The organism is Paenibacillus sp. AK121 (assembly GCF_019042715.1).
Classification (GTDB): Bacteria; Bacillota; Bacilli; order Paenibacillales; family Paenibacillaceae; genus Paenibacillus; species Paenibacillus polymyxa_C.
Genome location: NZ_JAHPJM010000016.1, coordinates 18,549 through 30,972, shown reverse-complemented (window position 1 = coordinate 30,972; position 12,424 = coordinate 18,549). Strand labels below are relative to the sequence as shown.

The window sequence follows — 12,424 nt, the reverse complement described above, 5'->3', positions numbered from 1 at the left end:
CGAGAAGGGGAATTATTTTACATGTCCGATCTATGGATTACTGTATTAGGAGGCTTTTCAATTGCGTAAGCTGGCATACGTGAGCATCATGTTAGGAATCATCATCATGTTATTTCCTACCGCTAATGAATGGTTGGAAGATCAAAAGCAAAAAGAGCTATTACAGGAAGCTGAATCATTATCAAATACAGATACATCGACACTGACTCCCGAAATGATGAAAGGCTATACAAATTTGTCCAATTGGCTGACAAATACTGCAGCAGCGGATGGGCCACAATTGTCACAAGCCACTCCCCCATCGTCGGCTTCAGAGCAAGCCCCAATCGCTACAATCCAGATTGATCGTATCGGGCTGGAACTTCCTGTACTCGAAGGTGCAACCCAACAGCATATGAGATATGCAGCCGTACATATGTCGGAAACTGCGACACTCGGCCAGGTGGGGAATGCTGCCATAGCCGCTCATCGCTCACGAACAACTGGACGTTTATTTAACCGGCTTAATGAGGTGAAAATCGGAGATCAGATTCTAATTCACACTCGGGGTGAAAAATACGTATACAAGGTCTACAACATTTCAGTCGTCACTCCTTCAAATGTCTCCGTTTTAAAAAGCATCAAGAAACAAAAGCTTCTCACACTAATTACCTGTGATCCTCTTGTAAATCCGACACATCGACTCATCGTTCATGCCAGACAACTAACCTAATGCCGCTAATAGAAGCGGAATAACCTATAAACTATATTGGTGGTGACCCCATTGAGTATATCTTTAACAGCCTTACTTCTAATCGGTCTAACTTTGGCGCTGTGGATATATACGTTAATTTTTTTGCATTCTGTGATGATGGAAAGAAATTTGCTGCGGAAACTTGCCTATCAGGACCCTGTAACGGGTCTGTTCAATCGGAATGCACTTGAGCTATTTTGGAAACGAAGCAGCGGCAAAGAAGGCTTTGCTATTATGTATCTTGATCTGGATGGATTCAAAGCCATTAATGACACATATGGACATCAAATCGGTGATAAGCTGCTCAGACGGGTAAGCGATCATTTACTCCAGGTAACAAACTCCCATCAGAAAGCTTTTCGAATCGGTGGTGACGAATTTCTACTCATTATGAAGGATTATGATGCCGATCAGGTCACAGTTCTGGCAGAACTGCTGCTGCAAAAAATCAGCGTTCCTTATAACATCCAGGGAATCAATCTTCAAGTTACAGGTAGCATCGGGATTACTATGCATCCTTCTCCGAAGAAGCCCCTGCCTTCTTTACTGAAAGAGGCCGATATCGCCATGTACCAAGCGAAAGGAATGGGGAGAAACCGCTATGCTGTATACCAGAGGATCAGACAGAGGCCAAACGTCAGATCATATGGTACTGCACGAGTGATAAAGTTTGCAGCTGGTTTTCGAAAAAAAACAAAGATCCAAGGTATACAACAAATGGCAACTCTCTAACACTAACAAAAATACCCGTAACAACAAATCAGGCGGGTAAGTCCTGTTTATCCAGGATTATACCCGCCGATAAAATACTCCTACTCCACCTTACCTTTGGCAATCAGCTTGAAATCATCAAAGTGGAATCCTGGTGCAACAACACAGGTTACCAGCACAGGCTCATCCCCCAGCGGACGTGCCGTTTGCCATACAGTTCCTGGTACGAGTGCTTGTGGATGTTGTCCTGCCTCCACATCTGCGCCAACGATAATTACCGTTTCTTCGCCAGGTTCTTCTCCGCTTCCACCCAATTTTAACTCTATAGGGCTTCCACTATGGTACAACCACAGCTCGTCAGAATGGACCACATGCCATTCGGAGAACTCACCCGGATGCAGCAAGAAATACGTAGACGAAGCTGCAAAGCGCGGACCGGAATACACATCCGGCAGTACAGGCTTCGGAATTTGAAAATTGGCCTTCCACATCTCTTTGTACCAGCCGCCTTCTGGATGGGGCTCCATGCCCAATGCCGTGACTAGCGGTGAAATAGCTTTCGTCATTGTCTATCCTTCCTTTACCCTAAATTCCTTCTTCCCTACTGTAAAACATAGCGCTGCTTTTGTCACGTTTCTCCCTCTGCATGTCGAGGTTTCATAGTTTATGTCAAACTAAATAACATTAAATTGTGGATATATATTCGTTTTCATCATATAAATAACAAATAACTAGTGTAAAAACAGCCAAAAACACTTTTCGCGTAAAGTTTATTGACATAAAATCTTGTTTTTTATTGTAAGCTTATAGTATCATGAGAGAAATTTCGAAATTCTAATAGAGCTTAATCATGTCAGTCTGTCTACTAAGCGATGTATTCAAGTCAAAAAAAGGGGTGAGCTCTCTGATCCAATTTCGCAATGTCAACAAGCATTACGGTCACTTTCATGTACTTAAAGACATCAATCTTCAGATTAAGGAGGGCGAGGTCGTTGTCATCATCGGTCCCTCCGGCTCAGGTAAAAGCACCCTGCTTCGCTGCATCAATCGTCTGGAAACGATATCTGATGGGGAGCTAATCGTTAACGATGTCCCCGTGCATGACAAAAAGATTGATATTAACGCCTTCCGCCGCAATATCGGGATGGTGTTCCAGCATTTCAATCTGTATCCCCACAAAAAGGTGATTGAGAACATTGTACTGGCACCGATGAAGGTACTGGGCATCCCGAAAGGAGAAGCTATTCAAACTGCCCTCACCTATCTGAAGCGTGTCGGAATTGAAGAAAAGGCACAGAGCTACCCCGCCCAATTGTCCGGTGGACAGCAACAGCGGGTTGCAATTGCCCGTGGACTCGCAATGAATCCGAAAATTATGCTGTTTGACGAGCCGACTTCAGCTCTGGACCCCGAAACGATTGGAGAGGTGCTGGATGTTATGCGCTCGCTTGCCCATCAAGGCATCACGATGGTCATCGTCACTCATGAAATGGGCTTTGCTCGTGAAGTGGCTGACCGCGTGATTTTTATGGACAAAGGACAGATCTTGGAAGACAGCCAGCCTGCTGAGTTTTTTCAGAATCCGGGTGAAGAACGGGCTCGTTTGTTCCTGAGCCGTCTGATTCATCATTAAACGGACTATTATTAATGGAATAAAAATTGAAAGGGGATCATTGTAATGAGAAAAAGATTTCAGTGGAGTACTTTGGTGCTGGTTGCATTAGCCTGTCTGCTCGTCTTGGCAGGTTGTGGAGGCAAACAAGAAGCAGCAACGTCAGGAAATGAAGCAGCAGCTCCCAACGGGCTCGAAGCCATCAAACAGCGTGGCAAACTGGTCGTTGGGGTGAAGTACGACACCAAGTTATTCGGACTAAAAGATCCGGCTAGCGGGAAAGTCGAGGGCTTTGATATCGACATCGCCAAGGCTGTAGCCAAGCATATTTTTGGTGATGAAACCAAGCTCGAACTCAAGGAAGTCACGTCCAAAACACGAATCACCTTACTGCAAAATGGGGACATCGATGCTATTATCGCCACGATGACCATTTCGGATGAGCGCAAAAAACAGGTCGATTTCAGCGATGTCTACTTTAATGCAGGGCAATCCCTACTCGTGAAAAAAGGAAGCCCGATCACCGGTCTGGAGTCCCTGACCCCCGATACCAAGGTACTCGCTGTTAAAGGCTCTACCTCCGCAAAAAATATCCGCGAAAAAGCGCCCAAAGCAACGATTTTAGAGTTCGAAAACTATCAAGATGCCTTCAACGCCCTCAAGGCAGGTAAAGGGCAAGCGCTGACGACCGATAACTCTATTCTGCTTGGCATGCAACAGCAAGATCCGAATTATACCCTAGTAGGCGGGAACTTCACAGAGGAACCTTACGGTATTGCAGTGAAAAAGGGTCAGACCGAACTACTGCAAGCCATTAATGATACGATCAAGGAACTGAAAAGCAATGGTGAATACGATAAGCTGCATGAGCAATGGCTTGGGGTTAAACCCGAATAATGATCTTGTGAAGGAGCCGCGATTGCGTGCTCCTTCCTTTCTTAGCTCTGGATAAGGAGGTATACCCGTAGATGCTAACTTTTGATATCAACGTACTCTTCGATCATGGCGACCGTTTCAGAGAAGGCTTGCTTCATACCATTCAAGCTAGTGTTATTGCCTTGATCGGAAGCTTCATTCTGGGGGCTATCATTGCCATCTTCCGAATTGCGCCTTTTAAATGGCTAAACTGGATCGGTACTGTCTATGTAGAGGTCATCCGCAATATTCCATTGCTGATTGTTGTACTGTTTTTTTATCTCGGTCTTCCCACTTTGGGCATCCCCTTGGACGGCTTTGTATCTGGAACGCTTGGATTGACTGTGTACACAGCCTCTTTTATTGCAGAAGCTATACGTGCCGGCATTCAATCTGTACCCAAGGGACAATTTGAAGCGGCAAGGTCCTCCGGGTTGAATTACAACCAGACGATGATCAGCATTATTTTACCGCAAGCCATTAAAATTGTATTGCCTGCAATCGGCAACCAATTCATCAATCTGGTCAAAAACTCTTCCGTGCTGGCCATTGTGGCTGGACTGGATCTCATGTATTACTCGGATCTCATTAACTCAGATACCTTCCTGCCCATCACAGTCTATGCGATCACGGCGCTGCTGTATCTTGTATTGACGGTTCCGCTCAGCTTTCTTGTGCTATATATGGAGCGACGCTTGTCCAAAACATCCTAAGGAGGGAAGCCCGCATGGATTTCGGTGGATTGTTTGCATGGCCTAATGTGCGTTTTATACTGGAGGGCTTCCTGCTCACGCTGGAGGTCGCTATTTACTCTATCATATTCAGCTTCGCTCTCGGTATTGTGTTCGGCATCCTGCGCTATACCCGTATACCTGTCCTTTCACAGGTTGCAGCCTTTATCATTGATCTGATTCGCAACCTGCCCTTATTGCTCATTATTTTCTTCATCGGCATGGTTTTGCCATCCATCGGATTATCGATTTCCCTCAAGTGGGCAGCCATTACAGGGCTATCAATCTTCGAGGGGGCCATGATTGCCGAGATTGTGCGCAGCGGTCTCAATTCGGTCCATAAAGGACAGCTGGAAGCCGCACGTTCCTCCGGTCTAAGCTATTCTCAAACCTTATGGCATATCATTCTACCCCAAGCGCTTCGTCGCATGGTACCTCCTATTGTCAGCCAGTTCATTTCCCTATTCAAGGATACCTCACTGGCTGTCATTATCAGTTTGCCGGAGCTGACGCATAACATTCAGATCGTCGGTGGACAAAATCAATCTTTTGTCATTCCAGCTCTGCTGTTCGCCGCTTTCCTGTACTTTACCGTTAATTACAGTATGTCACTGATTGCACGCAGGCTAGAAGTTCGTACACATTAAAGCACGTAGTACTCATCAGGGTTGCCACTAGTTGGAACACTCTGTTAGTACAGCTTGTATCTTTTCAATCAATCGCTTCACTGCTTCTCCCTGGTAACGGTCAGACCGATAAATCAACTCTAGCTGACCTTGGGGCACGCCACGCAAAATAGGTACCGTGCAAAAAAGTGAACGATCCAGTTCGGCCGCAAGGGACTTCGTCTGTAGGGTTACGGCAAGTCCCTCCTGCACCCAGCGCAGGATTGAAGGTATAGAATTTGTTTCCAGGACGGTTGCAAAGGGATACCCGCGATCACGGAAGCATTTCTCAATCAGCTTCCTGCCGGGATGGCACTCTGGCTGCATCGCCCAGGGTACATGCCTCAATTCGTCCAGCATAAGGGAAGAACGATTGGAAAATGCATGATTTACGGGGACAATAAGACAGTAGTTCTCTGTGCGAAGAGGAAGCTGGACAAGTCTTTCATCTGTACCCGAATGTAGGGTGATGCCAACGTCCACACGGTTATCCAGCAGCTGTTCTGTTACATCAAAGGATGGACAGATGTGCAAGCTGATTTTAGGAAATGACCGATGAAAGTGGGCAAACATCTCTTGCAACGACTCCTCTAGCTCCGGTAATGCGATACCAATCCGTAAACTGCCGCGTTGCTCGGTACGCAGTTCCTCAATAGAAGCCTTCGCTTGCTGTAAATCTTTGAGCGCATGCGCACTGTGTTGCAGCAGCAGTTTCCCGGCATCTGTCATTTTAATTTTCTTGCCTGCGCGGTCAAAGAGCGTCATGCCCAGTTCCTCTTCCAGCGCCTTAATTTGCAAGCTAAGCGTGGGTTGAGAGATACCGATCTTTTCCGAAGCCTTCGTAAAATGCAGTTCCTCGCATACGGCTATGAAGTATTGAAGCTGGCGTATTTCCGTCTTCCTTCTCTCCCTTCGAGAATCCCCAGAAATGTTTGCATGAACAGGTCAAAAGAAGCGCGAGATCGGATCAATCCGGTTCGCGCTTCTTCAGGTTATTGCGCTTTTTTAGATTATTGGGCTACTTCTGCTTTTTCCGCAGTTAACGTAATATTCGCAAACGCGTCTGCATCGTACTCCTTGCCGCGGGTAATATCGTAATTGGCTACCCGATTATTTACTGCCTCCAATGAGTAACGGAATAACGTCGGTACAATCGGCGCCTCCTCGCTCATATACGCCTGCCACTGATTGTATATATCTTTACGATAATTGTCGTCAAAGGCTTTTACAGACACTCCTTCCTGCAACAGCTTATCATTCTCTTCACTGGTAAAGCGCGAGTAGTTAAAGCTGGCTCCGCGTCCATACAGCCCACTAGGGTTTACATCTGTACCTGTACTCCATGCGCCGCCAAAAATATCAATGCCCGGATCATCCTTCTGCACACGGTCATAGAAAGAATTGAACTCCAGCAGACGACCGTCCACCAGTTCGACATGAAGCCCGACATCCTTCCAATTTTGCAAATAAAACTTAGCCAGCGATTCGGCCGTCGCATCCCCGCTCATTGCTGCATAATGGAGCACCAGTTCCTTGCCCTTAGGGTCTTCACGGTATCCATCTCCATTGGTATCCACATATCCTGCCTCGTCCAGCAGCTTTTTCGCCTTGTCTGGATCATACGCAATGCCCTTCGCATTCACATCATGGTATCCCTTGAAGGCGGGCGGGATCAGGGATGTCGCAGGAGTCCGAAGCCCATGATAGAGCTGCTTGCCAACCTGCTCATTATTCAGCGCATAGCCAAGGGCCTGACGCAATGACTTGTTCGCCAGCTTGGCGTTCGGGTCCATAATATTTAGACTCTTGGCCTGATCAAATTTGCCCAGCTTAAAGCCTACATAGCTATAAGATAATTCCTCCTGGCCGAGAAACTGTACATTTTTCGGATTACTGGCCTCATTGTAACGGGTGGTTGGATAGCTGGCCCAGTCGATTTCTCCGCTTTTCAACGCCTCAGTAATGACATTCGGATTCACAACCTTCAGATGAAGGCCATCCAACTTGGGCGCACCGCGGAAATAATCTTCATTTTTGACGAATTCCACAGATTCACCTGTGACCATAGATTTAATTTTGAATGGCCCATAGCCAATCGGATGTTTACGGACAGGGTCAGATCCAGACATATCCTTTACAGGAATGTTCTGGAATACCTTCTTCTCCAGTGGTGTGGACCAAAGTCCCGACTTTACCGAAGGATTAGGTTCCTTAAAATGAATGGTAACCTCTTTCTCATTCAGCACCTTGATGCCAGAAATGGTTTTGGCCTTGCCGGCGTGATAATCTTCCATACCTACAATGTTGGTCATAAAACTATCATAACGTGGACCTTCATAGTCTTTGTGGCCAATCACTTCATAGGAAAAAGCATAGTCCTCTGCCGTTACGGGATTACCATCTGTCCAGTTCAGTTTGGGATCAATTTTGACAGTCACTGCCTTATTGTCTGCGGAAAAGGAAATCGTCGCCGCTCCTTTATCGTCAATATTCAGATTGGAATCAATCGAAAACAGGGAAGGGTAGAAAAACTGGAAGACTTCAAAATCCGGATTCCCATCATAAAATACAGGATTCAGAATACCTTCAAAAGGGGTATCGGACACGAGTGCATAATTGATGATACCGCCCTTAATCGGGGGGTTATCGTTCTTGACCGCCTTTGCCAGCGCAGTCGCATTCACCTGCTTGCTGTCGGCCCCTGATCCACCTGTACCGTCAGACGATTTTGCTCCATTCGAAGCGGAAGGCGAGCCGCTACATGCAGCCAAAGAAAGCACCAAAATGGCAGATAGAACAGGCAGAATTCCTTTTTTCCAGCGTTTAACCATTGTAAACCCCTCCTTGTTGTTGTCCTTATCCTTGAATTTCGGTTTAACCCAATCGTTGTTTGGCATCCGTGGCACGTTTGAGTGCCTGACCGATAAAGTTGATTGCCAGCATTACCACCAATATAAGCAGTGAGGCAGGCAACCACATCCACCAGTTGTTCTGCAATACATCCGGATCATTCGCATAACTCACCAGTGTCCCCAAGCTCGGAGTAGATTCCGGCAAGCCAAAGCCGAGATAGGAAAGCCCGGTCTCGATCCCGATATTTCCCGCAAGACTGAGCGTCAGATTAACAATCACAACAGAGCTGAGATTGGGCAGCACACCCAACCAGATGATCTTCCAATTGGGTGTGCCAAGGGTTTTGGAAGCCTGCACGTAGTCCAGTTCCCGCTCAGACAGCACCTTGGCCCGGATCAGGCGCGCTTTTCCAATCCATAAAAAGGCAGTCATAATAAAAATAAAGGAACCTATGCCGCTTTTGGGCACAATGCTGACAAATACGATAACCAGCATCAAGAATGGAAGCACCAGGATAAAATCAATAATTCGCATGATGATGTTATCAACCAGTCCTCCATAAAACCCAGCCAGTAAGCCCAGCGTCAAGCCGATGGCGGCGGATAACAAAGTAATCGTAAAGCCAATGGTAAAGGAATTGCGGGCCCCAATGACCAGCTGGCCGAATATATCCCTGCCCGCTCGGTCCGTACCCAGCCAATGCACTGAACCGGGAGCTTCGCGGATCGCGCCCAGATCGACCGTCGTGACTACATCCTGATTGACAAACAGGACAGAGGCATATATAAAAATCAAGAACAGAGCCACAAATCCAATGGAAATCAAGGCCATTTTGTCACGTACGAGTTCACGACGCAGTACAGACCAGCTAGACGGTGATTTACGAATGATTTCCGGCGAGAAGACTTCCTCCACCTGCATAGACACCATAATCCCTCCTTTTCTCTAGACTTGTTCTCTATTCAATTCGAATGCGGGGATCGACCTTGCTTAGGATGACATCAGATAAAAGGGTCCCTAATAGTGCCAAGAAGCCGGAGATCATGACCAGTGCGTTCACAACTGAAAAGTCCCGTTGGGTGATGGACTGAAGAAATAGCTGGCCCAACCCCGGATAACCAAAAATAGATTCTAGGAAAACGTTGCCCGCAATCACACCCGTCAGGTCGTAGCCCAAGAAAGCAGCAATAGGTAATAAAGAGTTTTTGAAAATATGACGGGAATAGATCTTTCCTTCGGGTACCCCCTTGGAACGCGCCGTTTTCACAAAATCCTTCAGACGTGTGTCAATGACCTCATTGCGCAAATACTGAATCGTAGCCGTTGTACTGAGTAATGCGCCTGTAACCGCCGGTAGAATGAGGTGATATGACTTATTCACGTAATATGACCATGTCCCCGGCTCTACACCTACATCCACACTGCCGCTGGTTGGAAACCAGCCAAGCCTGAACCCAAACACGTACAACAACAGCAATGCGAGTATAAATAGAGGTGTCGCAAAGCTGAGATAGGTATACCCGACCACGGTTTTATCCAGCAGACTATGCTGATAACGACCGCTGAGTACTCCCAGCGGAATGGCGATCAGATACGTTAGAACCAGAATCACAACACCCAGAAAGAACGTGTTCCCCAAACGACTGCCAATCAAATCGGTAACGCTAATTTTATGTACATAAGATTTGCCCAGATCCCCATGAGCAAGCTGGACGAGCCAGTTCCCATACTGCACCCACACCGGGTCATTCAATCCCAGTCTTTGCCGCTGTTCTTCCAGTGCAGCCGGATTTAGATTGGGAGTTGAAGTGATGAGCCCTGTCAGGGCATCCCCTGGCATAGCCTTAGCTAGGAAAAATATAAGCACACTCAGTGCAAAAAGTTGAGGGATCATAACCAGCAGCCGGCGCATTGTAAATTTCCACATATCCTGTCCCCCCTTATGGTAGCGCGACTTGATGGGATGAACTTACTGACTTTAGTGCAAACGGCTTTCCACTCGCGTCTAGATGTTTGGGCAGCTCTGACTTGTAAGAGGATAAAAGCTTTTGCCTTTTTTGAGCATTTTCCAGCCGTTTCGCAGGATCGATACTGGGAATGGTGGCAATAAGCCGCTGGGTATACAAATGCTGTGGACGCTCATAAATATCTTGCTCGCTCCCCTGTTCCACTAAGCGACCTCGGTACATGATGCCGATTTGGTCGCACATATGGCGGATAATCCCCAGGTCATGACTAATGAACAAATACGTCAATTTGAACTCCCGCTGCACATCCTTCATAAAATTAAGCACCTGTGCCTGCACAGAAACGTCAAGCGCTGATACGGGCTCATCTGCAATAATCAGTTTTGGGTTTAATGTCAGCGCACGCGCAATCCCGATCCTTTGCCGCTGTCCCCCGGAAAATTCATGCGGATATTTGTAGGCCGCATCAGCGTTCAAGCCAACCTTTTCCAGCAGCATCTGTACTTTCCGCCGTTCTTCCTCATTACTCAGCCTTTCAAAGTTTCGCAGTGGTTCAGCAATGACATCCAATACGCGCTTGCGCGGGTTAAGCGAAGAATAGGGGTCCTGAAAAATCATCTGAATGTCTCTACGCAGCGGATGGCGGTTATTACGACTCAGGGCCGTAAGATCCTTGCCATTAAAAAGAATCTGTCCGCTCGTCAGCTTATTCAGGCCGATAATCGTTCTTCCTGTCGTCGTCTTTCCACAGCCGGATTCTCCTACTAGCCCGTATGTTTGGCCTGCCTCTATGCTGATCGACACGCCATCCACTGCTTTTACCTGATCAACGACACGCTGGAAAAAACCGCCGCGCACCGGATAATGAACCTTCAAATCATTTATCTCTAGTAGTGCCATGAGCAGCCTCTCCCTTTGTCTCGTCTTCAAAATGAAAATGCTGGTAACATGTACAGCGGACCCAATGGCCGGGAGAAATTTCACTTAATCGGGGATGGTCTTCATGCATTCTCTGCTGAATCCAGGGAATACGCGAAGCAAAGCGACAGCTATTGCGAGGAATATCTTGCAAGGAGGGAACAATACCACCGATGACATGCAGCGGTTCTCCCTTGGTATGCGATCCCGGCATGGAGGCTAGCAAGGAACGCGTATACGGATGCTGCGGATGCCGAAATAATTCAAAAACATCTGCGCTTTCCACGATTTCTCCGGCATACATGACCACCACACGGTCGGCTACTTCGGCCACAACGCCAAGATCGTGCGTAATCAGAATAATTCCGCTTCCGGTCTCCTGTTGAAGCTGTTTGAGCAAGTCAAGAATTTGCGATTGAATGGTTACATCGAGCGCAGTCGTCGGCTCATCTGCAATAATAAGAGAGGGTCGGCAAGCTATGGCAATCGCGATCATCACACGCTGGCGCATCCCTCCTGAAAGTTCATGCGGATACTGTTCATACACACGTACGGGGTTGGGTATATCCACGCTTTCCAGTAGCTCCAGTACACGTTCCCTTTTTTGCTTCGTAGATAGGGACGTATGATAATCGAGATTTTCCTCGATCTGCTTACCAATGCACATTAACGGGTTAAGTGCTGTCAGCGGGTCCTGAAAGATCATGCCAATGCCCGCTCCGCGGATTTTATTCATTTGCCCTGAGGAGAGACGGATCAGATCCGTGCCTTTAAAAAGGACCTTTCCTTCGACACGTGTTCGCTCCATGTCATGCAGTTGTGGGATCGAAAGCGCCAGCGCGCTTTTGCCACAACCGGATTCTCCGACTACAGCCAGCACTTCATTGGGATTGACCGTCAGATCCAGATGGTCGACTGCGGGGTGATATTGATCCTTGATGCGAAAAGATACGGATAATCCCTTAATCTCCAACACGGGTTTGATATTCAATGCGCGCTTCCTCCATTCTCCATGGTCTTGTCCCGCTTATTCTCACCATGTTTGATGTTTAAAACCTCTCATGAACATTACATACCGTTTTTGTCGGAATAATTTGAATACATCCTATCACCAGTATATGGATATATCAATTAAGATTATGCTATCAACATCATTTAAAAAATCAATGATCCAGCAGTAGCGCGACTTTCCTGGCACAAAATGTAATCAAATAACCAACCACAGGTTAATTTTCATCACAAAAAAGCCGTTTGATCCCCTACAGAGGATCAAACGGCAAACTAGCACCCAACCACTCACACTGAATTCTTTACGTTTA

At 47.0% G+C, this 12,424-nt stretch carries 13 protein-coding genes and 1 pseudogene; 6 read left to right on the top strand and 8 right to left on the bottom strand.

The window, feature by feature from the left end; translation table 11 throughout:
• Positions 1–61 precede the first annotated feature (61 nt).
• Together KSP24_RS22180 and KSP24_RS22175 are read left to right on the top strand one after the other, a co-directional pair.
• On the top strand, positions 62–712 hold the full coding sequence (locus KSP24_RS22180; protein WP_231124515.1) for a class D sortase: 651 nt from the start codon (positions 62–64) through the stop codon (positions 710–712).
• 51 nt (positions 713–763) lie between these two features.
• Positions 764–1,465 carry a GGDEF domain-containing protein gene (locus tag KSP24_RS22175; protein WP_064962207.1) on the top strand — a complete coding sequence of 234 codons (702 nt, stop codon included), beginning with the start codon at positions 764–766 and terminating at the stop codon, positions 1,463–1,465.
• 80 nt (positions 1,466–1,545) lie between these two features.
• Here KSP24_RS22175 and KSP24_RS22170 read toward each other — a convergent pair whose 3' ends face one another.
• Positions 1,546–2,010 carry a cupin domain-containing protein gene (locus KSP24_RS22170; RefSeq protein ID WP_013369054.1) on the bottom strand — a complete coding sequence of 155 codons (465 nt, stop codon included), beginning with the start codon at positions 2,008–2,010 and terminating at the stop codon, positions 1,546–1,548.
• A 284-nt stretch (positions 2,011–2,294) separates the two neighbouring features.
• Here KSP24_RS22170 and KSP24_RS22165 point away from each other — a divergent pair, with 284 nt between their 5' ends.
• The 4 genes from KSP24_RS22165 to KSP24_RS22150 all read left to right on the top strand — a co-directional run bounded on the left by KSP24_RS22165 (position 2,295) and on the right by KSP24_RS22150 (position 5,349).
• Complete coding sequence (locus KSP24_RS22165) at positions 2,295–3,077, top strand: amino acid ABC transporter ATP-binding protein (RefSeq protein ID WP_064962206.1); 783 nt, start codon at positions 2,295–2,297, stop codon at positions 3,075–3,077.
• Positions 3,078–3,122: 45 nt separating this feature from the next.
• A complete protein-coding gene (locus KSP24_RS22160; protein ID WP_040102311.1) occupies positions 3,123–3,953 on the top strand; it encodes a transporter substrate-binding domain-containing protein in 831 nt (276 codons plus the stop codon).
• A gap of 71 nt (positions 3,954–4,024) precedes the next feature.
• Positions 4,025–4,684: an amino acid ABC transporter permease gene (locus KSP24_RS22155; protein ID WP_064962205.1), complete on the top strand. Its 660-nt coding sequence runs from the start codon at positions 4,025–4,027 to the stop codon at positions 4,682–4,684.
• A gap of 14 nt (positions 4,685–4,698) precedes the next feature.
• Positions 4,699–5,349, top strand: coding sequence for an amino acid ABC transporter permease (locus KSP24_RS22150; RefSeq protein ID WP_216976751.1), 651 nt, complete (start codon positions 4,699–4,701; stop codon positions 5,347–5,349).
• 27 nt (positions 5,350–5,376) lie between these two features.
• On the opposite strand, the gene KSP24_RS22145 is transcribed toward KSP24_RS22150, so the two are convergent.
• The 7 genes and pseudogenes from KSP24_RS22145 to KSP24_RS22120 all read right to left on the bottom strand — a co-directional run bounded on the left by KSP24_RS22145 (position 5,377) and on the right by KSP24_RS22120 (position 12,096).
• Positions 5,377–6,132, bottom strand: a complete 756-nt coding sequence (locus KSP24_RS22145) for a LysR family transcriptional regulator substrate-binding protein (protein WP_254207945.1) — start codon at positions 6,130–6,132, stop codon at positions 5,377–5,379.
• 6 nt (positions 6,133–6,138) lie between these two features.
• Positions 6,139–6,219 (bottom strand): annotated as a pseudogene (locus KSP24_RS25385) (LysR family transcriptional regulator); the annotation flags it as partial.
• Positions 6,220–6,377: 158 nt separating this feature from the next.
• Positions 6,378–8,198, bottom strand: coding sequence for an oligopeptide ABC transporter substrate-binding protein (opp4A, locus tag KSP24_RS22140; protein WP_216976749.1), 1,821 nt, complete (start codon positions 8,196–8,198; stop codon positions 6,378–6,380).
• A gap of 43 nt (positions 8,199–8,241) precedes the next feature.
• Positions 8,242–9,141: an ABC transporter permease gene (locus KSP24_RS22135; RefSeq protein WP_483311493.1), complete on the bottom strand. Its 900-nt coding sequence runs from the start codon at positions 9,139–9,141 to the stop codon at positions 8,242–8,244.
• A 37-nt stretch (positions 9,142–9,178) separates the two neighbouring features.
• Positions 9,179–10,147, bottom strand: coding sequence for an oligopeptide ABC transporter permease (gene opp4B, locus KSP24_RS22130; protein WP_013369045.1), 969 nt, complete (start codon positions 10,145–10,147; stop codon positions 9,179–9,181).
• 13 nt (positions 10,148–10,160) lie between these two features.
• The gene (locus KSP24_RS22125) at positions 10,161–11,087 is read right to left on the bottom strand and encodes an ABC transporter ATP-binding protein (RefSeq protein WP_025679577.1); all 927 of its coding nucleotides are present in this window, start codon (positions 11,085–11,087) and stop codon (positions 10,161–10,163) included.
• On the bottom strand, positions 11,065–12,096 hold the full coding sequence (locus tag KSP24_RS22120; RefSeq protein WP_013369043.1) for an ABC transporter ATP-binding protein: 1,032 nt from the start codon (positions 12,094–12,096) through the stop codon (positions 11,065–11,067). Before KSP24_RS22120 ends, KSP24_RS22125 begins: the two co-directional genes overlap by 23 nt.
• Positions 12,097–12,424: the final 328 nt, after the last annotated feature.

Excerpts from the sequence above, each read along its gene's own strand:
- opp4A (WP_216976749.1), bottom strand. The coding sequence starts at position 8,198 with ATGGTTAAACGCTGGAAAAAAGGAATTCTGCCTGTTCTATCTGCCATT.
- KSP24_RS22145 (WP_254207945.1), bottom strand. The coding sequence starts at position 6,132 with ATGACGCTCTTTGACCGCGCAGGCAAGAAAATTAAAATGACAGATGCC.
- KSP24_RS22135 (WP_483311493.1), bottom strand. The coding sequence starts at position 9,141 with ATGCAGGTGGAGGAAGTCTTCTCGCCGGAAATCATTCGTAAATCACCG.
- opp4B (WP_013369045.1), bottom strand. The coding sequence starts at position 10,147 with ATGTGGAAATTTACAATGCGCCGGCTGCTGGTTATGATCCCTCAACTT.
- KSP24_RS22165 (WP_064962206.1), top strand. The coding sequence starts at position 2,295 with ATGTCAGTCTGTCTACTAAGCGATGTATTCAAGTCAAAAAAAGGGGTG.
- KSP24_RS22150 (WP_216976751.1), top strand. The coding sequence starts at position 4,699 with ATGGATTTCGGTGGATTGTTTGCATGGCCTAATGTGCGTTTTATACTG.
- KSP24_RS22160 (WP_040102311.1), top strand. The coding sequence starts at position 3,123 with ATGAGAAAAAGATTTCAGTGGAGTACTTTGGTGCTGGTTGCATTAGCC.
- KSP24_RS22170 (WP_013369054.1), bottom strand. The coding sequence starts at position 2,010 with ATGACGAAAGCTATTTCACCGCTAGTCACGGCATTGGGCATGGAGCCC.
- KSP24_RS22125 (WP_025679577.1), bottom strand. The coding sequence starts at position 11,087 with ATGGCACTACTAGAGATAAATGATTTGAAGGTTCATTATCCGGTGCGC.
- KSP24_RS22155 (WP_064962205.1), top strand. The coding sequence starts at position 4,025 with ATGCTAACTTTTGATATCAACGTACTCTTCGATCATGGCGACCGTTTC.